19 protein-coding genes are annotated in these 23,246 nt (G+C 39.9%); 14 read left to right on the top strand and 5 right to left on the bottom strand.

Annotated elements, in window-relative coordinates; all coding sequences use genetic code 11:
• Nucleotides 1-57: 57 nt before the first annotated feature.
• Nucleotides 58-438, bottom strand: a complete 381-nt coding sequence (locus tag BLO34_RS07990) for an RNA-binding S4 domain-containing protein (RefSeq protein ID WP_090754271.1) — start codon at nt 436-438, stop codon at nt 58-60.
• A gap of 75 nt (nt 439-513) precedes the next feature.
• On the opposite strand from BLO34_RS07990, the gene BLO34_RS07985 reads away from it, so the two are divergent.
• Nucleotides 514-1,425, top strand: coding sequence for an FKBP-type peptidyl-prolyl cis-trans isomerase (locus tag BLO34_RS07985; protein ID WP_090754269.1), 912 nt, complete (start codon nt 514-516; stop codon nt 1,423-1,425).
• Nucleotides 1,426-1,530: 105 nt separating this feature from the next.
• Here the strand turns inward: BLO34_RS07985 and BLO34_RS07980 are convergent, their stop codons facing one another.
• On the bottom strand, nt 1,531-2,487 hold the full coding sequence (locus tag BLO34_RS07980) for a transketolase family protein (RefSeq protein ID WP_090754268.1): 957 nt from the start codon (nt 2,485-2,487) through the stop codon (nt 1,531-1,533).
• 32 nt (nt 2,488-2,519) lie between these two features.
• Nucleotides 2,520-3,365 carry a transketolase gene (locus BLO34_RS07975; protein ID WP_090754266.1) on the bottom strand — a complete coding sequence of 282 codons (846 nt, stop codon included), beginning with the start codon at nt 3,363-3,365 and terminating at the stop codon, nt 2,520-2,522.
• Between the two features lie 239 nt (nt 3,366-3,604).
• Here BLO34_RS07975 and tgt point away from each other — a divergent pair, with 239 nt between their 5' ends.
• From tgt to BLO34_RS07945, 6 genes are all read left to right on the top strand, one after another.
• Nucleotides 3,605-4,735, top strand: coding sequence for a tRNA guanosine(34) transglycosylase Tgt (gene tgt / locus BLO34_RS07970; protein WP_090756544.1), 1,131 nt, complete (start codon nt 3,605-3,607; stop codon nt 4,733-4,735).
• Nucleotides 4,736-5,806: an LptF/LptG family permease gene (locus BLO34_RS07965; protein WP_090754265.1), complete on the top strand. Its 1,071-nt coding sequence runs from the start codon at nt 4,736-4,738 to the stop codon at nt 5,804-5,806.
• Complete coding sequence (locus BLO34_RS07960; protein WP_090754263.1) at nt 5,793-6,719, top strand: DMT family transporter; 927 nt, start codon at nt 5,793-5,795, stop codon at nt 6,717-6,719. Before BLO34_RS07965 ends, BLO34_RS07960 begins: the two co-directional genes overlap by 14 nt.
• A gap of 149 nt (nt 6,720-6,868) precedes the next feature.
• Complete coding sequence (locus tag BLO34_RS07955; RefSeq protein WP_090754261.1) at nt 6,869-7,822, top strand: acetyl-CoA carboxylase carboxyltransferase subunit alpha; 954 nt, start codon at nt 6,869-6,871, stop codon at nt 7,820-7,822.
• 266 nt (nt 7,823-8,088) lie between these two features.
• Nucleotides 8,089-9,633, top strand: coding sequence for a replicative DNA helicase (gene dnaB, locus BLO34_RS07950; RefSeq protein ID WP_090754259.1), 1,545 nt, complete (start codon nt 8,089-8,091; stop codon nt 9,631-9,633).
• 138 nt (nt 9,634-9,771) lie between these two features.
• Nucleotides 9,772-11,046, top strand: coding sequence for an asparagine synthetase B (locus BLO34_RS07945; RefSeq protein WP_231959429.1), 1,275 nt, complete (start codon nt 9,772-9,774; stop codon nt 11,044-11,046).
• Here BLO34_RS07945 and BLO34_RS07940 read toward each other — a convergent pair.
• The gene (locus tag BLO34_RS07940; RefSeq protein WP_090754258.1) at nt 11,043-12,443 is read right to left on the bottom strand and encodes an exonuclease domain-containing protein; all 1,401 of its coding nucleotides are present in this window, start codon (nt 12,441-12,443) and stop codon (nt 11,043-11,045) included. The genes BLO34_RS07945 and BLO34_RS07940 overlap by 4 nt on opposite strands.
• Before the next feature lie 154 nt (nt 12,444-12,597).
• Here BLO34_RS07940 and BLO34_RS07935 point away from each other — a divergent pair, with 154 nt between their 5' ends.
• The 7 genes from BLO34_RS07935 to BLO34_RS07905 all read left to right on the top strand — a co-directional run bounded on the left by BLO34_RS07935 (nt 12,598) and on the right by BLO34_RS07905 (nt 22,185).
• Nucleotides 12,598-13,071, top strand: a complete 474-nt coding sequence (locus tag BLO34_RS07935; RefSeq protein WP_090756541.1) for a ferritin-like domain-containing protein — start codon at nt 12,598-12,600, stop codon at nt 13,069-13,071.
• Between the two features lie 316 nt (nt 13,072-13,387).
• Nucleotides 13,388-15,172 (top strand): sensor histidine kinase, encoded by a 1,785-nt coding sequence (locus tag BLO34_RS07930; RefSeq protein WP_157686732.1) that lies wholly within the window; start codon nt 13,388-13,390, stop codon nt 15,170-15,172.
• Between the two features lie 2 nt (nt 15,173-15,174).
• Nucleotides 15,175-15,852: a response regulator gene (locus BLO34_RS07925; protein ID WP_090754254.1), complete on the top strand. Its 678-nt coding sequence runs from the start codon at nt 15,175-15,177 to the stop codon at nt 15,850-15,852.
• A gap of 134 nt (nt 15,853-15,986) precedes the next feature.
• Nucleotides 15,987-16,481, top strand: a complete 495-nt coding sequence (locus BLO34_RS07920; RefSeq protein WP_090754252.1) for a GbsR/MarR family transcriptional regulator — start codon at nt 15,987-15,989, stop codon at nt 16,479-16,481.
• Nucleotides 16,482-16,490: 9 nt separating this feature from the next.
• Nucleotides 16,491-17,615, top strand: coding sequence for an efflux RND transporter periplasmic adaptor subunit (locus BLO34_RS07915; protein ID WP_090754250.1), 1,125 nt, complete (start codon nt 16,491-16,493; stop codon nt 17,613-17,615).
• A 20-nt stretch (nt 17,616-17,635) separates the two neighbouring features.
• The gene (locus BLO34_RS07910; protein ID WP_090754248.1) at nt 17,636-20,785 is read left to right on the top strand and encodes an efflux RND transporter permease subunit; all 3,150 of its coding nucleotides are present in this window, start codon (nt 17,636-17,638) and stop codon (nt 20,783-20,785) included.
• On the top strand, nt 20,782-22,185 hold the full coding sequence (locus BLO34_RS07905) for an efflux transporter outer membrane subunit (protein ID WP_090754246.1): 1,404 nt from the start codon (nt 20,782-20,784) through the stop codon (nt 22,183-22,185). The genes BLO34_RS07910 and BLO34_RS07905 overlap by 4 nt, the downstream gene beginning before the upstream one ends.
• 106 nt (nt 22,186-22,291) lie before the next feature.
• Here BLO34_RS07905 and BLO34_RS07900 read toward each other — a convergent pair whose 3' ends face one another.
• Nucleotides 22,292-23,134, bottom strand: coding sequence for a bacteriorhodopsin (locus BLO34_RS07900; RefSeq protein ID WP_231959428.1), 843 nt, complete (start codon nt 23,132-23,134; stop codon nt 22,292-22,294).
• Nucleotides 23,135-23,246 lie beyond the last annotated feature (112 nt).

Raw genomic sequence — 23,246 nt, 5'->3', positions numbered from 1 at the left:
GAAAAGAGCCCGCTTTCGCGAAAGCGAACTACTTATAATCCTCTCAAATGTAAGGAATCAGTCTTCTTCTATAGAGCCATTTAGCAAATTTCCAAGATCTCGCCGGTCTTTTTTAGTAGGTCTACCTTCACCTTTGCGACGGTAGTAATCCTGATTGAGTTCAATCATTTTGCGCGCCTCAAAATTCTCAGTAGGTGTGCGGTCCACTCTATATAGGTCCACTAATTTGTTGCCTACACGGCTAGAGGGCAAATCCAGAACTTCAACCACATAATCGATCTGGTCTTTGCGCAGCGTGATGACATCACCGGGATATACATCTCTAGCTGGTTTGACCGTATCGCCGTTGATTTTAAACTTTCCTTTCTTTGCGGCGTCTGTAGCTTTACTGCGTGTCTTGTAATATCGTACAGACCATAAAAATTTATCGATGCGCATATGATAGCTTATATAGAAGCGTTACATCTACAAAAATAGCCGAAAATAGTATCTTTGGCGCCTGAAAAAGAAAACATGAATTATTTGAAAAATTTTGTCTGTATCATAGCAATTGCTGGATTTTTAATGTCCTGTGGTAGCGATGATGACGATCTAACTATTGAAATTAGAGATCCTCAAGAGGTGTATGATGAAGACCTCGCAGAAATCAACGCATACTTAAGAACGCACTTTTACAATCAAGATGATTTTCAAAACACACCGGATGGTGATGACTTTGAAATCGTATTTGATACTATAGCGGGAACAAATGCAGATCGTACTCCATTATCAGAACAAGTGATTACAAGAACCTTGCGTCGCAATGATATAGATTATCAGATATTTGTTTTGAACGTGAGACAAGGGTCAGGTGTTAGACAAGCCACTTATGCTGACAGTACTCTTGTCAACTATGAGGGAACACTCCTAAATGGAAATGTGTTTGATAGTAATACAAATTCTGTGTGGTTTGATTTGCCGGCTACCATTGATGGTTTTGCTACAGGAGTTTCTGGATTTAATGATGCTACTACCAGCACCGCAAATGGTGATGGAACGGTTAGTTTTACAAACGGTGGAATAGGAGCGATGTTCTTGCCTTCAGGTGTTGGTTATTTCAACTCTACGCAAGTTGGTATTCCAGCATACTCACCTTTGATTTTCAAATTTCAATTACGTCGTGTTAGAATTACAGATCATGATGGAGATGGCATTCTTTCCATCTTTGAGGATTTGAATGAAGATGATGATTTAAGATCTGCAAATCTTGCTGATGATACTGATCGAGATCGTATCAATAATTACCGTGATGCAGATGATGACGGTGATGGTATACCAACAAAAGATGAAAATGCAGATCCCAACGGTGATGGAAATCCTAACGATGCCTTAGATACGGATGGTGATGGTATTCCAGATTATCTAGACAATAGGACAGAGGTTTAATCTGAACTTTAATATATCAAAAAGCCCTGACAGATTCCTGTCAGGGCTTTTTTGTTCAACTAAATGGAGGTTTCAATTTAAACGTAAACCTCAATTTTAAAGATGTTACTTTTTGCGGTTGATCACGGCTTCAGCTTTTGTCGCGATGTTTTCTGCATTTAGGCCATATTTTTCAAGTAATTGTTCTGGAGTTCCGCTTTCACCAAAGGTGTCTTGCGTCGCTACGAACTCTTGTGGTGTTGGCACATGCTGTGAGAGTGTGCGTGCAACACTTTCACCTAAGCCGCCTAGGTAATTATGCTCTTCTGCTGTGACGATACAACCGGTTTTCTTAACGGATTTAATGATCGCTTCTTCATCAAGAGGTTTGATCGTATGAATATTGATCACCTCTGCACTAATACCTTTTTCATTCAAATGTTTTGCAGCTTCCAGCGCTTCCCAAACTAGGTGGCCCGTTGCTACAATTGTTACATCAGTACCTTCTTGCAATTGCACCGCTTTTCCTATTTTGAATTCGCCGTTTTCTGGAGTGAAATTAGCCACCTTAGGACGGCCAAATCTCAAATAGACCGGTCCATGGTGATCTGCAATCGCTAGCGTTGCTGCTTTAGTCTGATTGTAATCACAGGTGTTGATCACCATCATTCCAGGCAACATTTTCATCAACCCTATATCTTCAAGAATTTGGTGCGTTGCGCCATCTTCACCTAGAGTCAATCCAGAGTGCGATGCACATATCTTTACGTTCTTGTCAGAATAGGCAACGCTTTGTCTAATCTGGTCATAAACACGACCCGTTGAAAAATTGGCAAAGGTTCCTGTAAATGGAATTTTACCACCTATGGTCATACCAGCGGCGATTCCTATCATGTTTGCTTCGGCGATTCCTACCTGAAAAAATCGGTCAGGATGAGCATCTGCAAAGGCATTCATTTTAAGTGATCCCGTAAGGTCTGCACAAAGTGCAACCACGTTCTCGTTGGTTTTGCCCAGTTCTTCCAGACCAGCACCAAAACCACTTCTCGTATCCTTATTTCCTGTATTTGTATATGTCTTCATAATGTCTCGCGCACTGCGCTAGATTTTTGTGGTTAGTAGTCGCCCAGTGTTTCAGGGTTTTGGCTCAAGGCATCTGCCAGTTGCTCATCGTTGGGAGCTATGCCGTGCCATTTGTGGGATCCCATCATAAAGTCAACGCCATGACCCATTACGGTATGGAGCAGGATGCATATGGGTTTACGCTTTCGCGAAAGCGAGATAGCTTGCTTAATTCCAGCAATAACAGATTCTACATCGTTCCCTTTAGGTACCGTAACAACTTCCCAGCCGAAGGCCTCGAATTTGTAGCGTAGATCACCCAGAGCAAGAACAGTGTCTGTGCTACCGTCGATTTGCTGTCCATTGACATCAATGGTTGCAATCAAATTATCGACGTGATTAGCGCTGGCGTACATGATCGCTTCCCAGTTTTGACCTTCTTGCAATTCACCATCACCGTGCAGTGTAAAAACGGTTTTATCGTCGCTGTTCAGTTTTTTAGAAAGTGCAGCGCCTATTCCTACACTCATACCTTGACCCAGTGAACCGCTAGCGATTCTCACTCCTGGAAGGCCTTCATGTGTCGTAGGGTGTCCCTGTAAACGAGAATTAAGTTTACGGAAGGTGCTCAGTTCTTCTTTAGGGAAGTAACCAGCATGTGCAAGAACGCTATAGAAAACCGGCGATATGTGACCATTAGACAAGAAGAATAAATCTTCGTTTTCACCATCCATATTAAAGGATGAATCATGATCCATGATCTCGTTGTAAAGCGCCACGATAAACTCCGTGCAACCTAGTGATCCACCTGGATGTCCACTATTTACCGCGTGAACCTGACGAACGATGTCACGACGCACTTGCGATACTACATTTTTTAGGTGCTGTATATCAGCCATTTTTTGAAAATTTGAGTATTTCACAAAGGTAGGATGTTCTGTGTAAAGGCTTTTAGTGGCTTTAAATTTTATTTGAGAGTTATTCGGTTGTTCTCAACAATATTAAAAGACTCAAATGATATGTGAATTATAAGGATACCATCGGGAATTTGAATCGTATTAAGTCATTAAGATTCATCGTACTTGACACTAAATACCTTTAAACCTAAACCAACTGCTTATCTTTGTGGCGCATGAAAATGAAATTTGACTTATTACAAACTGATGCCAATAGTCAGGCCAGGGCTGGTGTGGTTCATACCGATCATGGAGCGATTGAAACGCCCATATTTATGCCCGTAGGAACTGTGGGAACTGTAAAAGGTGTGCATCAACGGGAATTGAAAGAAGAGGTAAATCCAGATATCATTCTGGCAAATACATATCACCTTTATTTGAGACCTGGAACTGAGGTGCTTGAAAAAGCTGGTGGCTTACACCAATTTATGAATTGGGATCGACCTATTTTGACTGATTCTGGCGGTTATCAAGTGTACTCGCTTAGCGCCAATAGAAAGATCAAGGAAGAAGGTGTCAAGTTCAAATCGCATATTGACGGTTCTTACCATACATTCACTCCAGAACGTGCGATGGATATTCAACGATCCATAGGTGCAGATATCATCATGGCTTTTGATGAGTGTACTCCATATCCATGTGAGTTCAATTATGCCCGTCGCAGTATGCACATGACGCATCGCTGGTTAAAACGATGTATTGAACATTTCAACAATACTCCAGATAAATACGGCTTTACCCAAACCTTGTTTCCTATTATTCAAGGAAGCACTTATCCAGAACTACGTGAACAGAGCGCAGAGTTTGTAGCCAACTGTGATATGGCCGCAAACGCCATAGGCGGATTGTCTGTAGGCGAACCTGCTGAGGAAATGTACGCCATGACTGATGTGGTTACCGCTATACTTCCCAAAGACAAACCACGTTATCTTATGGGAGTTGGAACTCCTATCAATTTATTGGAGAACGTAGCGCTGGGAATTGACATGTTTGATTGTGTAATGCCTACAAGGAACGGTAGAAATGGTATGATTTTTACTGCTAACGGTAGCATCAACATAAAGAACAAGAAATGGGAAATGGATTTCAGCCCTTTGGATGAAGACAACCACGCATGGGTAGATACAGAATATTCGAAAGCCTATGTAAGGCACCTTTTTACAGTTAACGAAATGCTGGGTAGACAGATCTGTACTATACATAATCTAGCCTTTTATTTATGGTTGATGCGTGAGGCCCGCAAGCAAATACTTGCCGGAACCTTTAGAACATGGAAGGATAAAATGGTAAAACAAATGGATAACAGACTGTAAGTGTTTAGCATACTCGACCGTTACATATTAAAAAGATATTTGGGAAGTTTTTTCCTGCTACTTCTCTTGTTCCTACCTATAATGGTCACGGTTCACGTGGCAGAAAAAATAGGTAAGATCATTTCTAAAGAAGTTCCTTTTCTTGAGGTGATGGTGTATCTGGGTGATTTCACGATGTATTTCACCAATTTTCTATTTCCGATATTCCTCTTTATATCGACAATGTTCTTCACCTCTAAGTTGGCTAACAATACAGAAGTAATAGCATTTTTGAGTTCTGGTGTTTCGTTTAATAGATTTTTACGTCCATATATTATTGGAGCAACTTTTATTTGTGGTTTGGCTTTATTGCTTAGTGCGATATTCGTACCGCAGGCAGCTTCAGGATTTAACGAATTTCAGCAGCAATATTTTAGGTCTGGAGCAGCTTCAGAAACTACAAATGTGTTTAGGCAGATTAATGATAATGATTATGTCTACGTCAGCAACTACCAGCCTTCTCGTCAGACGGGTTTTGATTTTTCACTAGAACATTTTGAAGACGATGTGCTTAAGTATAAAATATATGCTGCCCGTATCGCTTTTGAAGATAGCGTGTACATACTAAGTCAGTATAAGAAGCGAACCATCTTAGAAGATCGAGAAATCATCGAGGAACAGAATAGGCTTGATACTATTTTTGATTTTGATATCGATGAGCTTACTCCTGTACTCTATGCCGCTGAAACGAAGTCTTTCAGTGAGCTTAACGAATTCATTAAGTTAGAAGAGAAGCGAGGTAATGCAAATATGAATATCTATTATGTAGAAAAATACAAGCGTACCTCGATCCCGGTAAGTGCCTTTATTTTTACCATCATCGCCGTTGCCGTTTCATCTGTCAAGAAACGCGGCGGAATGGGAACTAATCTAGCTATAGGTATCGTTATTGCCATGGTATACATGTTTCTGGATAAAGTTTTTGGAACCATTGCAGAAAAGAGCAGTTTCAACCCATGGATTGCTGTTTGGTTTCCTAATATATTCTTTGCTATCGTGGCATTAATCTTATTGAGAAATGCGCGACGATAAATTACTCAACTACCTACACCTTCATTTTATAGTTTTCATTTGGGGATTTACGGCCGTTTTGGGCGCTTTGATCTCCATTGAGAGCATTCCGCTGGTGTGGTGGCGCATGCTGCTGGCAGTAATTCTGATTTTTATTTATATGAAAATCATGCGCATACCATTGCAGTTCAAGGGAATCAATGCATTGCCTCGCAAACGAATTTTAGGATTTGTGGGTGCTGGTATCGTGATTGCATTGCATTGGATCACTTTTTTTGGAGCGATCAAGGAAAGTAATGTAAGTGTCACGCTTGCTATGTTGAGTACTGGTGCCTTTTTCACCGCGATTCTAGAGCCTTTATTCACGTCCAAGAAATTTGTAGGCTATGAGGTCATTTTTGGGGTGGTCATCATCGCTGCGTTGTACTATATATTCAAAGTAGAAACCCAATATGTGACGGGAATGATTTTAGGATTGATTAGCGCGGTATTGAGCGCTACATTTTCCATTATCAATGTAAAATGGGCAAAGGAGCATCCGCCATCGTTGATCAGTATTTATGAACTTGCGAGTGGTGTAGGTTTTATTAGTATTTATTTTTTAATCGTGCCATCTGACTTTGTAGGACCCATGGTTTTGACGGGTTATGACTGGTTATGGATTGGGATTTTAGCAAGTTTTTGTACGGCATATGCCTTTATTGCCAGCGTCAAGGTGATGAAGTATTTAAGCGCTTACACGGTCATGCTTACCATTAATTTGGAACCTGTTTATGGAATCTTTTTGGCCTTTTTAATTTTAGGTGATTCAGAGCAGATGACACCAGAATTCTATATTGGTGCTGCCGTAATATTAGCTGTGATTTTGACTAATGGCATTTTGAAGAATAGACGCAACCGTCGCAAGAAGAAGGAAATGAATATCCATGCATAATCTGTGTGGAGTTGATTGAATTTTTCTCGCTTTCGCGAAAGCGAGAAAAATTCAAACCTGCTAGCAACTTTACAATAAATTGGTCAATCCGTACGGTCTAACACTGTCCGCTTTTCCTATATTTGTTTCCCCAACTGGAATACCTACCTATGGAATATCTAGAATTTGAAATGCCTATTAAAGAGCTGGAAGAGCAATACCAGCAAACCCTAACGATAGGAACTGAAAACGAAGTTGACGTCACCAAGACGATCAAGCAGCTTGAGAAAAAATTACAAGCTACCCGTAAAAAAATCTACGGCAACTTGACGCCATGGCAACGTGTGCAGATGTCTCGTCATCCAGATCGTCCTTACACATTAGACTACATTCAGAGCATTTGTGGAGATACATGGTTGGAGCTTCATGGTGATCGCAATGTCAAGGATGATAAGGCGATGATAGGTGGTCTGGGCAAAATAGGCGGTCAAACTTACATGTTCATAGGCCAGCAAAAGGGATATAATACCAAAAGCCGTCAGTACCGTAATTTTGGGATGTCAAATCCCGAAGGTTATCGCAAGGCTTTACGCTTGATGAAAAGCGCAGAGAAATTTGGTATACCTGTGGTTAGCTTGATTGATACTCCAGGAGCTTTTCCTGGACTTGAAGCAGAAGAACGCGGTCAAGGTGAAGCTATTGCAAGAAATATTCTTGAAATGACCCGCTTGAAAGTCCCTATCATTGTGATGATCATAGGTGAAGGAGCTAGTGGTGGTGCACTAGGAATAGGAGTAGGCGACCGTGTGGTGATGTTAGAAAATACATGGTATAGTGTAATCTCTCCAGAATCCTGTAGTTCTATTTTATGGAGAAGCTGGGAACATAAAGAAGAGGCTGCAGAAGCTTTGAAGCTAACCGGTAAAGACATGAAAAAACTGAAATTGGTAGATGAGATACTGGAAGAACCAGAAGGTGGCGCTCACAAGAACCGGGAAGAGATTTTTGTTTCCGTTGCTAAATGTATCGACAGTTATTATCAGGAATTGAAGGATTTATCTCCAAAAGAATTAGTAAAACGACGCATGGATAAATATTCCAATATGGGCGTTTACAAAGGTTAAGAAAACCTTTGTTTTATAAATATAGAAACCAGCCGCTAGGCTGGTTTTTTGTTTTTTGAGGAATCTGGATAGTGTTTTAATAGTTATAAAATGGCTTTTCAATTTTGTAATCCACCTCCTACTAACTAAAGCTGTGATGATTAGGCTAGGGCTAGAAAATAAATTGGCTTATCAACAGGTTGTAAACTAGTTTTCAACCTAAAATGTTAACCAACTGATGACAAGGAAATCTTAAAAATCGATGGCTTTCCTCTATTTTTGATCCTATGGAAAAAGTACAGGAAAGAACATCGCTAGTGACTGGAAACAGTCCGGTGATATCGTTGGAGAAAGGGAAAATACCACCTCAAGCAATTGATCTTGAGAAAGTTGTGTTAGGTGCTTTAATGATTGATGGTAAAGGTGTCGATGAGGTAATTGACCTCTTGACGCCAGATGCGTTCTACCATAAAGCGCACCAATCCATATTTGACGCGATTGATAAATTGTTCAAAAGCGGTAGTCCGGTGGATTTATTAACCGTTAGTGCCCAACTACGTAGAGATGAGAAATTAGAAGCCGTAGGTGGTGACCATTATTTGGTCCAATTATCACAATTAGTAAGTTCCACGGCGCACATAGAATTTCACGCAAGGATTATTCTTCAAAAGTTTATTCAGCGCAGTTTGATTAAGATTTCGACAGAGATCATCAATGATTCTTATGAAGAATCTACAGACGTATTTGACCTTTTAGACAAAGCAGAATCCAAACTCTACGAAGTAGCTCAAGGAAACATACGCAAGACTACGGAAACAGCGATGGATCTAGTACGTCAGGCAAAACAACGGATTGAAGAAATTGCAAAGCGTGATGGATTGAGCGGTGTGCCTACAGGGTTTAATGATCTGGATAAATTAACCAGTGGTTGGCAGCCCAGTGATCTTGTTATCATCGCTGCACGTCCTGGTATGGGAAAAACCGCCTTTACGTTATCCATGGCGCGTAATATCGCTGTTGGTAGTAATATTCCTGTAGCGTTCTTCTCGCTGGAGATGAGTAGTGTACAGTTGATCACTCGTTTGATATCTTCAGAAACAGGATTGTCTTCTGAAAAGTTGCGTACCGGTAATCTGGAACCTCACGAATGGGAACAACTTAATGTCAAGGTTAAGGACCTGGAACAAGCTCCTATATTTATTGACGATACACCATCGTTGTCCATCTTTGACTTAAGGGCAAAATGTAGACGTCTTGCCTCACAGCACGGTATCAAATTGATTATGGTGGATTACCTTCAATTGATGACCGCGCAAACTAATGCCAAAGGTGGTAACCGTGAACAGGAAATTTCAACCATTTCACGTAACTTGAAAGCACTTGCTAAAGAACTTGAAGTTCCAGTGATTGCGCTTTCACAGCTATCTCGTGCGGTGGAAACTCGTGGTGGTAGCAAGCGACCGCTGCTTTCTGACCTGCGTGAATCTGGAGCGATCGAGCAGGATGCAGATATTGTTTCCTTTATCTACAGGCCTGAATATTATGGGCTGGAAGAATGGGACGACGACGACCAGACACCATGTAAGAATCAAGCCGAATTTATCGTTGCAAAACACCGTAATGGTGCGACAGATTCTATCAGACTCAAGTTCTTGGGTCAGTTTGGTAAATTTGATAATCTTGAGGAGCAATGGGCGTTGCCACAGGAGTTTGGTTCAAAGATGAACCAGGCAAATGACGACACTTTCAGACCTGACACGCCTAGATTCCCGACTCCAGGAGCGGCATTTGGTGGACCGCAAAGTGAGGACGATGATGATCTCGCTTTTTAGAAAAGAGCGGCAGGAAAATTGCAACTCATTTTTGATATGTATCTTGTGATGGAGAATTAGTTCGCTTTCGCGAAAGCGGAACAATTCCAATCATCATAAGATGCAATTGCTTAACGTTGATCATCAAAATATTTTGCATTGAGAAATAAATCATTCCGTTTCATTTTATTCGTTTCAGTTTTTTTGCTGTCATTTTCCAATGCTGGAGCTCAGTATCTACTGATTCCCATGGATGCAGAAACGCAGACAGATCACCTCAAAGCTTACGGAATTTCATACTGGCTACTTGCTAAAGGCACCAAAGTTAAATGGCTACTCAATTATCGCGGCGGCTCTTTTCTAATCCCAGAAACGGAAGAATTCAAAAAGGAATTGATCGTGCGTGGTGTTTCATATGAAGCCATGAGTGATGGCGCGGTTAACTCCATTCTAGAACTTATTTCTAGTCCATCACAAAATATGCAGGAAGTACTGCTGGAAAAAGCACCGAAGATTGCCGTTTACACACCTACGGGAAAAGCTCCATGGGATGATGCGGTTACCATGGTTCTTACGTATGCGGAGATTCCCTACGAGAAAATTTATGATAAGGAAGTCCTTGCAGACGAATTATTGCTATACGACTGGCTGCACTTGCACCATGAAGATTTTACGGGTCAATACGGTAAGTTTTACCGCAATTATAGAACAGCGCCTTGGTACATTGAGGAAAAACAAGATGCAGAACAGCTGGCCACAGAACTAGGTTACTCCAAAGTTAGCGAGGAGAAAAGAGACGTTGCCTTGAAAATCAGGGATTACGTTATTGGTGGCGGTTTCATGTTTGCCATGTGTAGCGCCACAGATAGTTTTGATATCGCACTCGCCGCAGAAGGAATCGATATCGCCGAAACTATGTTTGATGGCGACCCGTCTGAAGGAAATTATCAGAGCAAGATTGACTATACCAAGACTTTTGCTTTTACTGACTTTGAGTTGGAACGATCACCTATGGTATATGAGTTCAGTACGATAGATATGACTAGAAAGCGTAAGATTGAAAAGGAGCGCGATTACTTTTCGCTTATGGACTTCAGTGCAAAATGGGATCCTATTCCAACGATGCTCAATCAAAATCATACCAGTTTAGTTAAAGGGTTTATGGGTCAAACCACAAGCTATGATCGTGATGAGGTCAAGAAAAATGTTTTGGTATTAGGAGAAAATAAGACAAACAAAGAAGCTCGCTATATTCATGGAATTCGAGGAAAGGGATTTTTCACCTTTTATGGTGGTCATGATCCAGAGGATTACCAACATAGAGTAGGCGATCCCAAGACAGAGTTGAGTTTGCATCCCAATTCTCCAGGGTATCGATTGATTTTGAATAACGTTCTGTTTCCAGCGGCTAGAAAAAAGAAGCAGAAGACTTAAGCACTCATTGGGTTTAACAACACCACGTTCTTCATCTCATTTTTTCGCAGATACGTATTGATGATCTGGTGAGTATGATAGTTGGGTGTCTTGCGCTCAATGCAGGATTCACATTCATCTATTGTTGATACAGGAATATCTTGATCAACAAAACCATAACCTTGATAGCGACCGTCTTTTATAAGTACCAGACAATTCTCCTCTGGCGTCCTACCAGCTTCTTTTATGATAAAAGTCGGCTTGTCATTTTGTAAAGCGTCTATGGCCATGGAAACTTTTATGTTATAGTGCTCTACTTCCTCTTCATGGGTGCAGATTCCCTCACAATTGCGCAATTTGTAATGATCACATTTTCCAGTCGTGATTTGTAATGAACAATATCGCGGACAAAGATTAAATTCCTCGCACATCCATTCCAGTTTCTCAACCGCTTGGGCACGATTATAAAATGTTATTACAGAATATTCAAAAGCTTTTGATACCGCAACGGCCAGCTGGATCACACCACGCTGATTCCTATAAGAAATAATTTGATACGTATTGCGTGGCTTCTTCTGGGCGCTGTTGAATTTAGGGTAGTAGTGACGTATCAAATCGGCTTCTCGTAATAGTGCCACGGCCTCGTTGCCTGTTTCTTCAAAATCGATGTGATACATTTCCTGACCCATCAGGTACGACTTACTTTTCTTAGTGTAGAAATGCGATAGCACTCGCTTTTTTATATTGATGGCCTTACCTACATAAATTACTTTTTGTGATTGATCCTTGAATATATAAATGCCAGGTGTTGAAGGTAATTGGTCAAAATGGGCTTTGGGAACATGCGGTGGCAACGTGCTCTCCTTGCTTTTAATCTTCAAAAAATCAGTGATTACTTCATAATCGTGGTCAATTGAGAGTAACAGCTGGAATAGTATGACGGTGGCATCTGTATCGCCTTCTGCGCGGTGGCGATTGTCCAGCGGTATGTTCAAAGAGTGGCACAATCTTCCTAGACTGTACGAGGATTTGTTGGGAATCAGCTTTCGCGAAAGCCGAACGGTACATAATCTTTTACTGCTAAAATCAACCTCTAATCTCTTGAACTCATTACGGATTACATTGTAATCAAAACCAACATTATGTGCGATAAATATGGCACCTTCAAAAAATCGAAAGACATCTGCCGCAATCTCAGAAAATAGTGGCGCGTTTGCCACCATGTGATCGTCGATCCCAGTTAATTGAGTGATGAATCCTGGAATGGGCTGCTGCGGATTCACCAGACTCGTGAATTTATTGATGGCTTTTCCATGCTGCATGCGTACAATACAGATTTCGGTAATTCTGTTGCCGCCTAAGCCTTTACCTGTAGTTTCCACATCAACTACCGCATATATTTGATTCTCTAGATCCATTATTCAAAAATAAAACAGAAATAGGAATATTTCCTACTTATATATTGGAAATAATCCAAATATCTGATTCTAAAGAAATAGGTTAAAAGCTTGTGAATTGGATTTTTATTTTATGTTTCTGCCTGTGTTATCATCTATTTTTAAAATAAAAATCATGGAAACTACAAGAGAAGCAGCACATCAAAAAGTGCACGATACAACAGTAAAGCAATTGAATCAATTGTTGGAAAAAAGTTATGATGCAGAGAAAGGCTACAAAAAAGCCATCGAGGACACTGATTCTGTAAGATTAAAAACATTCTTTCAGGAGAGAGCAGCATTACGTAGCAGGTTTGCAACAGAGATTCACAATGAATTACATAAGCTTAATGAAGAGCCTACCACAAAAGGTTCTGCAGCTGGAGCTATTCACAGAACGTGGATGGATGTAAAAAGCGCTTTTACTTCTGAAAACGAAGAAGCCATTCTTGAAGAATGTATTAGAGGTGAAAAAGCTAGTGTAGAAGATTACGAGGAAGCTTTAAAAAATGATACTTTGTTAGCAGAGGTTAGACCTGTAATTGAGCAACAATTAGGTGCTATAAAAGAAACTTTGAATACCGTCAAGAAATTGGAGGACATCAAGTAAAAGTTCCAATTTGACCCAAAAAGTAAAATCCAGTCGTATTGAACGACTGGATTTTTTATTTGTAATTGTACCCTTAAAAAGGTCCCTATGTACAATTACTACCCTAAAATCTTAAATGTTATTAAAGTGTTAAAAATCTGAACTCTAATAATTTACATTCCAAATATAAGAGAACTGTCGAGCTGCTAGCAGAAAATGTTCTGAACACCTAGTTTTTTGTTCTGAATGGTAATTGAGTTAGATTTATATTTATCATTGAAGAGTTGGTGTTGCATTTTTCCATGCTTTTCAGGCCTAATTCTTGAACAAACCACATTTGATTAGATTTAAAACTTCATACAATTCAAGTTCTACTTTAAGAGTATTGGTGGCTTTTTTATTGATGTCTGCCATTGTTTTTTCTCAAGAATCCAAAACTAGATACTTAAAAGACTTACCCTTTGAGGAAATTGATGAACGTATCTGTGATAAGATCAATTCTTTTGAAAAGGCAGAGTCACTAATTGTTATCAATCAGCTCCTGCAATCTGATTTTACGGCAGATCAACACAACATTCTCAAAGTTTATAAACTTCAAGCTTTAGTCGATTCTGAATTATATGATGAGGCGCTGCTTTTAACAGAAGAGCTTTTACAGCCTGTTAGTATCGATCCGCAATTAGAAGTTAAGGTCTTATTGGAGCGGTCCCAACTTTATGAAATTCTGGAAGAAATGACAGATAGTAAAAAGGACCTCAATAGGATAGAGCGATTGTTTGAAGAAGAGGAATTGGTCAAGAATGAGCTTTATGGAAAATATCTTTATAGATTAAGTTCATGGTTCAGGGTAAATGATAGACGATCAGAATCAATTGAATGGGCGCAGGAGGCGATCAAATTTGGACTTGAAAATGAATTCAATCAAGTAGGAGCTACTGGTTATTTACTGATGGGATTAAATGAACTACCTACAGAACACACATCAAAACGATCCTTTTTCAAAAAAGGACTACAGCTATGGAAAGAGTCAAGTTATGAGCCAGGCATAGTTAATATGTATAATCTCTTGGCAAGGTCTTATTTTAATGAGGAAAATTACAAGTTAGCTCAAGTCTATAATGACTCGGCTTTAATGATCATTAATAGAGAAAAAACCAAATATGATAGGCCTAGAATTTACAAACGAAGGTCTCAAATTGCCGAAGCTTTAAATCAATTGGACTCGGCATTATATTATCAAAAAAGATACGCTGAAGAAGAAATTTCGGCTTTGAACAGGTCGAGGAATATTAAGGTTAGAGAAATTGAATTTGAGTTAAGAAAGGAGAAGACAATTCTAGAAAACATCAAGTTGGAAACACAACTTTCAGAAGCTTCACGTAAGGAAAACTACTTTATAGTGATCCTGATCATTGGAGCAATTTTCCTTTTGTGTTTAGGCTTCTTGATTATAACCCTAGCCTCGCGTAACAAAAGAATTAAGGATCAGAATTCAGAAATCAAGGAGACAAACGTTGATCTTTCCAGCAACATTGCAGAAAAGGAATTTCTCCTCAAAGAAGTGAATCATAGGGTGAAAAACAACCTCGCATTTATCCAGAGTCTTATAGCTTTTCAGCTGGATCAATCCCATCAATTGGAAACAACTAAAAACCTGGAAAGTCTTAATAACCGCATTCATGCTATTGCTGTTCTTCATGATCAATTTGTGGCAGCTAATAGCAGCGTTAGCAAGAAAGAAATCAAGATTGCGCCATATATTCAAACCATTGCCAATGCCCAGGTAATGGCGTATCACAATCACGTTGATCTTGTCCAGAAAATTGAGGATATAAAAGTAAATCTAGAAACTGCAGTTCCTTTGGGTATACTTATCAATGAGTTGATCACTAATTCCATGAAGCATTCAGAGCCGCTTGATTCAAGCCTAGCCATTGAAATTGCCTTAACAGCAAGTGATGATGATCTAAGACTGGAATATAAAGACAATGGAAAAAGCTTTAAACTCGATCCAGAAAAGGAAACATTAGGTCTATATATTATCAGGACCATGGTGTTACAATTGCGTGGTACTTTTGAAAGAACCAATTCCAATTATAGCATTCATTTAAAAAGACGATAGGAATGAAACGTATTTTAATCGTTGAGGACGAGTTGATGATCGCTGGCAACATTGAACGCATGCTCAGTAAAAAAGGATATCAGGTGGCTGCGATTGCCATTGACTATGAGCAGGCAGAACGGCAGCTCAAGACCTATGCTTTTGACCTCGTACTGCTCGACGTTGCCTTATCTGGTAGTAAAAGTGGTGTTGATGTCGCTAAGCTTATCAATAAGGATTATGGAATTCCCTTTATCTACATTACCTCATATTCAGATCCCAAAACTATTGATGAGCTAAAAACTACCAGACCAGCTGGCTATATATCAAAACCTATTCAAGCCGCTACTTTGACAACAAATGTCGACCTATTGTTTAGTAGGCTGGATCATCACAATGATGAAGTCACCCTGCAAATAGGGAATGGTATCCATAAATACCATTTGGATTCGATATTCTATGCACAGGCAGACCATGTTTATACAGAGATTTTTCACGATCAAGGATCTGATGTCTTGCGCATATCGCTGCAAGCTTTACAAGACCAATTTCCCAAAAATGAGCTCATAAGAATCAATCGTAGTGTTGCCGTTTCCCGGCGCGCCGTGGTAAAAGTTGATAAGACTACTATTTATCTACAGGACACAGAATTCCGTATTTCTCGCAGTATGGTTGACGAGGTTCAAGAGCAGTTGAGATAGGACGATGATTTTTAGGTTTTCGCTTTCGCGAAAGCGAACTCATTCACCCACATTTTAAATATAACACAACTATAACACGATTGGTTCGGTACTAAACGAACTAAGGGTCTAATTTTGCGCCTCAAATTAGAATCATGGGTCTGTGTTCATCAGAAAAAAAACTTCTTGTTGAGGAAATTGGGATTCATCTGGAATCTACTCATCAATTGCCACCACTCGCATGTCGCATCTATGCTATAATGATTGTTTCCAGCGACGACGGCTTTTCTTTTGAAGAGCTCAAGGAAATCCTGCAATGTAGCAAGAGCTCATTGTCTGCAAGTGTCAACCTGCTTTCTCAATTGAACTATATAGAATACTATACCAAGCCTGGTGAGCGCAAAAGGTATTTCAGGGGAACGGGTAGCTATTTGAGTAATATGCTTGAAGAAAACCTGCAGAAGGTTGATATAGAGTTGAAAATGGTGAGCCGTATTCTAGAGTTCAATCGAATGCATAACCCAGAAAAATTTGTGGCAAATCAATCTTTGGGTGGATTTTTTCAAGACTATTTGCATACACAAAAGGAAAATTTAAAATCAACGCTTGACAAAATGGGTAAGTTCCTAAAGGAATCCAGTTCAAAATAAAATAAGATCATGATAAGAAAACACATATACTTTGCTACTGTGATGGCATTATTGCTAATAAGTTGTGGTGGCGATGAAACTGGTCAGCAAGCTGCACAGCAACAAGGTCCAGCACCTGTTCCAGCGATACATGTACCAACACGTACAGTAACTTCATACACAACCTATCCTACTACCATAGAAGGAATTGTAAATAGCGAGGTTAGAGCAAAAATATCTGGATACATCACTGATGTGCTGGTTGAAGAAGGTCAGGAAGTTCGTAAAGGTCAGGTACTTTTTAAGCTTGAAACTGAAACTCTTAATCAAGATGCCGCTGCCGCAAGAGCTAAAGTAAATGCTGCTCAGGTTGAGGTAGATAAGCTAAAACCGCTTGTTGAAAAAGATATTATCAGTAACATACAATTAGAAACTGCAAAGGCAGAACTGCAGCAGGCTCGCAGTGCTTACAACAGTATTGCAGCAAATATCGATTACGGTAACATCAAAAGTTCTGTAGATGGTTATGTTGGTGCTATTAATTTGAGAAAGGGTGCACTGGTAAGTCCATCAGATCAACAAGCTATTACCATGGTGGCAGATATAAGTAAGGTCTATGCAAATTTTTCCATGAATGAGCAGGACTATCTCAACTTCATTCAGCAGGTTGAAGGAAGTGATCTTAATTCCAAAATCAAAAACTTACCTCAAGTACGATTGATTCTTGCAAATGATACCAGATATGGTTTAGAAGGAACTATTGAAACGATCAACTCTCAAGTGAATCAAGAAACTGGAACGATTTCTTTTAGAGCCTTATTTGATAATTCAAACCGAGTATTAGCTAACGGAAGTAGCGGGAAAATTCAAGTACCAAAAACATTTACAGATGCTGTGGTTGTACCCAAAATCAGTACATACGAACAACAAGGTAGCACCTATGCATACAAAATAGCTGCCGATAGTACGGCCACGGCCACAAGATTAGACATTGACGCCGAAGTGGACAATCTATACGTAGTAAGTAGCGGATTGAAAAAAGGAGACTACATCGTTGCAAAAGGTCTGGACAAGCTCAAGGGTGAAACTAAGGTAAAACCTATGGAAACACCTTTTGACAGTGTCGCTCAACCCATCGAACAGATATTTAGATAACATCAGAGAATCATAGAACCATGCTTAAAACTTTTATAGATAGACCTGTACTTTCTACGGTGATTTCGGTGATTATTGTGATTCTGGGAATACTGGGTTTGCTCACGTTACCTATCACCCAATATCCTGATATTGCACCTCCGACCATTACAGTTTCTGCCACTTATCCAGGTGCCAATGCAGAAACTATTCTTGAGAGTGTGATCATTCCCATTGAAGAACAAATTAATGGTGTAGAAGGTATGACCTACCTAACATCGACAGCCACCAATAATGGAACTGCAGAAATCACGGTTTACTTCGATCAGGAAACAGATCCTGATATTGCAGCAGTAAATGTCCAGAACAGGGTTTCTAGAGCAAATTCCTTATTGCCACAGGCAGTTATTCAGACTGGTGTTACTACTCAAAAACAACAGAATAGTGCCTTGATGTTCATGTCATTCTACAGTGAGAATGAAGATTATGATGACACTTTTATTCAAAACTATTTGAAAATTAATGTGATTCCTGAAATACAGCGAGTCAACGGTGTTGGTAATGTAAGTGTTTTTGGTTCAAAGGATTATGCGATGCGTATCTGGTTACAACCTGACAAGCTTGCCGCCTATAATTTGATTCCGTCAGATATTACGGCAGCCTTGCGCGAGCAAAGTCTTGAAGCTGCTGCTGGTTCTTTGGGAGAAAACTCTGGAGAAGCGTTTAGTTATGTAATCAAATACAGCGGTAGATTAAAAACGGAAAAACAATACAGCGATATTGTTATCAAGGCCATAGGCGATGGTGACTACTTACGTCTATCAGATGTAGCTAGAATAGAATTGGGAGCCCAAGGATATTCTGCTGGATCCATTACATATGGTAAGAAAGCTGTGGTAATGGGAATCTTCCAAACAAAAGGCTCCAATGCACAACTAATTATCGAGGGAATCCAAGAGAAACTCGATGTGGTGGAATCAGAACTTCCTGACGGAATCAAAATCTTTATTCCCTACAATGCCAATGACTTCTTAAGCGCATCCATTGAAAAGGTAGTGCATACACTGATAGAGGCATTTGTGCTGGTGTTCCTAGTGGTTTTTATTTTTTTACAGGACTTTAGATCTACACTCATTCCTGCCATTGCAGTACCAGTAGCCATCATTGGTACGTTCTTCTTTCTGAATTTATTTGGCTATTCCATAAATCTGCTGACGCTATTTGCGCTCGTCCTCGCCATAGGTATTGTGGTAGATGATGCGATTGTAGTGGTAGAGGCAGTTCATGCCAAGATTGATGAAGGAGCCACAGATCCTAAAAAGGCAACTGTAGAAGCCATGAGTGAGATATCTGGAGCGATTATCTCCATTACTCTCGTTCTCGCAGCGGTATTTATACCTGTGACTTTTGTGACTGGACCTACGGGAGTTTTCTATGAACAGTTTGGTGTAACACTAATCATTGCGATTTTAATTTCTGCGGTGAATGCACTTACTCTTAGTCCGGCTTTATGTGCGCTTCTACTCAAAGGTCATGACGAAGAAGAGAAAAAAAAGAACTTTGTACAGCGATTTTTTGATGCGTTCAATAGAGGCTTCAGTGCTACTGTTAAGAAATACGGTCAATCGGTTCATTTTCTTTACAGACACAAATGGATTACCGGTGTTGTACTAATTGCAGCTGTTGGAGTTATTTTCTGGTCATCTTCTCAGGTAAAAACAGGATTTGTTCCAGATGAGGATCAAGGAATCATATTTATAAATGTTGAATTGCCAGCTGGTTCTTCTCTTGATAGAACGCACGCTGTGAATCAGCAGGTTTATGAAAAAGTAAGTAAGCTTGCTGGAGTAGAAGGAGTTTCTGTTATTGATGGACGTAGTATTATCAATGGTGCTGGTAGTAACTACGGTTTTGGGTTTGCTAAGTTGAAGGATTGGGGCGAGCGTGAAGCAGACTCCTTATCACTGGAAGCCATTACAGGAAAAATGTTCGGAATCGCAGCTCAGATACCAGAAGCTAATATCATCTTTTTCGCTCGACCCAGCGTTCCAGGATTTGGTAATTCTGCTGGAGTTGAAGTGAATTTATTGGATCGCGCTGGCGGCAGTTTTGAAGATTTAGACAAGGTAAATAAGGATTTTATCGCAAAACTGACACAGCGTCCAGAATTCCAGTTTGCCCAATCATCATTCAACACAAATTATCCGCAATATGAGTTGAATGTCAACGTGCCACTCGCCAAAGAAAAAGGAGTTTCTGTCACAGATATTTTCACAACACTACAAGGATACATAGGAAGTATTTTTGCCACCGACTTTTCTAGATTCGGGAAACAGTTTAGGGTTTACGTACAGGCATTGCCAGAAGATCGCGCTGATAAAGATGCCCTGAATAACTTGCTCGTTCGTACTGAAAGTGGACAAATGACTCCTATAACAGAGTTCATCAGTCTTGAGCGAGTTTATGGACCACAATCGGTTACTCGTTTCAACTTGTTTAATTCCACTAAGGTTACGGCGTCCGTAAATCCTGGATTTAGTACAGGTGATGGTATCATCGCAGTTAACGAGGTTGCAGAAACCTTACCTAGCAATTATACGACCGCATATTCTGGATTGACCAGAGAAGAGGTGAATGCTGGTAGTCAGGCAGGAACGATTTTTATGCTTTCGCTTGTGTTTGTTTACTTTTTGCTGGCGGCTCAGTATGAAAGTTACCTTATCCCGTTTTCTATTTTACTTTCCTTGCCGTTAGGTGTCATGGGTGCTTATTTAACAACGCAATTAACAGGACTTCAGGATAATATCTACTTCCAGATCGCCTTGATCATGCTATTGGGTCTTTTGGCAAAGAATGCCATTTTGATCGTTGAATTCTCGATTCAAAGAAGGAAGGAAGGACAATCTATTCTTGATGCAGCCATCCATGGTGCAGAATCTCGATTAAGACCAATTCTCATGACCTCATTTGCCTTTATTCTAGGTATCATGCCATTAGCACTTGCAAGTGGAGTAGGTGCCGCTGGTAATAGGTCGATAGGTACTGGAGCCGTAGGTGGTCTACTGGTGGGAACAGTGTTAGGTGTATTCTTTATTCCTATACTATTCATATTGTTCCAATGGTTGCAAGAGAAAATTACAGGAGCGCCACAGCCTGAATCAAATTCTAATACTGAAGAACTACCATCATGAACAAGAGCATAGTTTTTAAATATCTCATTCTTGCGAGTATACCTTTTGTGTTGATATCATGTTTTAGTGCAAAAGAATATGTGCGACCTGAGGAAGAAGTCATCACAGCAGATTATTACCGTACAGATCAACTACCGGCAGACAGTCTCTCGTTAGCGACCGTATCTTACAAGGAGCTTTTTACAGACCCTCAATTGCAAGGGTATATTGAAGAAGGTCTAAAGAATAATAATGACATTAGAATCGCTATACAGCAAATTCTTATTTCTGAGGCGTTGCTTAAGCAGGGCAAAGCAAGGTATTTACCATCCATTGATGCGACTGCTCAATACTCTAGATCAGAGTTGTCTGAAAACAGCCAGTTTGGTGGTCAGTTTAGTACGCTCAATCAGTATCAGCTAAGTGGTGGCCTTTCTTGGGAAGCAGATATTTGGGGAAAGATACGCAGCAACAAGAGAGCTGCAGAGGCGACTTACCTTCAAAGCGTAGCGGCTCATAAAGCTGTAAAAAGTACGTTAGTGGCAAATATCGCCTCAATCTATTATCAATTACTCTCGCTAGATGAACAGGTAAGGATTACTGATGAAACCGTCACCACAAGATCCAGAGCTCTGGAGACTACAGAAGCTCTTAAAGAAGCTGGTATAGTTACCGCAGTAGGCGTCAAGCAAACCGAAGCACAGTTATACACCGCCCAAGCCATATTGATTGATTTGAATAATCAACGTCGATTATTGGAAAATAGCCTGTCGGTTTTGTTGGGCAATAATGCCCAAGCAATATCTCGTGGATCGCTGGATAACCAAGAGATCACATCTGATTTAAAAACTGGTGTTCCATCACAATTGCTTGCTAATAGACCAGATGTGATCTCTGCAGAATATAGTTTGATCAACGCTTTTGAATTAACAAACGTCGCGCGCAGTAGGTTCTATCCATCACTCACGGTAACCGCAAATGGTGGTTTGCAGAGTTTGGATTTTGACAAACTATTCAGTACCAGTTCCTTATTTGCAACTCTTGTAGGCGGTTTGACGCAGCCTATTTTTAATCAGCGTGAGATACGCACTCAGTATGAGGTGGCACAAGCACAGCAGGAGCAAAGCAAACTGGATTTCAAACAAGCATTACTAGTTGCTGGTAGAGAAGTCTCTGACGCGCTATTCAATTATGAGGCATCCACAGATCGTAAGGATGTCAAACAAAAAGAGTTTGAAGCTTATGCGCTCGCAACCCAGTATTCTGAAGAATTGCTGGACAATGGTCTGGTAAACTACATTGAGGTGTTGCGCGCTAGAGAGAACCAACTCAACTCCAGTCTGGACGTGATTTCTGCAAGAAATAATCAATTGCAATCCATCGTGGATCTATATCAGGCGCTAGGTGGTGGATGGCAATAAGTGGTTGATTTAATTCGCTTTCGCGAAAGCGTAATAACATCAACATGTTACATAAAAAAATGCCGTTCCTTGAAGAACGGCATTTTTAGATTTTAGTGATTTTATATTAATCAACAGTTTCTGTGTTGTGCGCATGATGTCTACTAAGTGTCACAGCTAGGTGACCTAGCAATACACCATAAATAACTTTAGAGCTTACATCTGCAATGGTATAGGTGATTTGGCGGCCTACTACTCCAGATTCATTAAAAAGGAATCCATCAAATCCACCTAAATAAGGCATTAAATAAGCGCCTGGGTACAAGAACCAAGAGACAAGAAAGATGGTCCAGATATGACCCAAAATCTTTTGTGCCTTAGGTGGTATTCCTTCTTTTCCTTGTTTGATGACTTTATGCATCAAATAAAGAATGTGGAAAAAGAACACGGTGGAAACGGCTCCCCAAATAAAGAAAAGTGTCGGATTTGAAACCTCATAGTATTGGCCTATATATCCGGTTATAATCATCATGGCGCCAGAGAACCAGAACCAATTACGAACTGTTGATACTTTTGAGGTTGTTAGTTTCACCACAAAGAGAATTTGAAAAAGAAGCATAGGTACATCAATAAGCCAGTTGAGATAACGGTATCCATTATTGAAAAGGTCAGCTCCAGGACTTAAGAAATATTTGCCTCGATCCATATCAAATGTGAAGCTATCTGTCCAATTTCCTGCTTGTACGTACAACAGTAAAAATGCAGACACCATTACCACTCCGGACAAAATATTTGACATCTGGAATTTTTTATCGACATTTTTAATGGTTAGTACAAAGTAGAGTAGTCCTGCCAGCATTACTGCATATCCCAATGTGAGGACATGTGAGGTCATTTGATAGGCCATCTCTGAAAATCCTTCAGTGGCGCCTATGTAATTTTCAAAATTTGCATTTCCTAATTGTTGCATAGTCATAGAGTTATAAGGTGATCCTTAAAAATAAATTTTAAATTGTAGGAAAGTTCACTTTATAGGAAAAGTTTATAATTAATAAATCATAAGTAATTTTTCAACCATATTT

Origin of the sequence: Nonlabens sp. Hel1_33_55 (assembly GCF_900101765.1) — a bacterium.
Lineage (GTDB): Bacteria > Bacteroidota > Bacteroidia > Flavobacteriales > Flavobacteriaceae > Nonlabens.
Note: the sequence above shows the minus strand (reverse complement) of the source record. Positions and strands in the feature narration are given on the sequence as shown.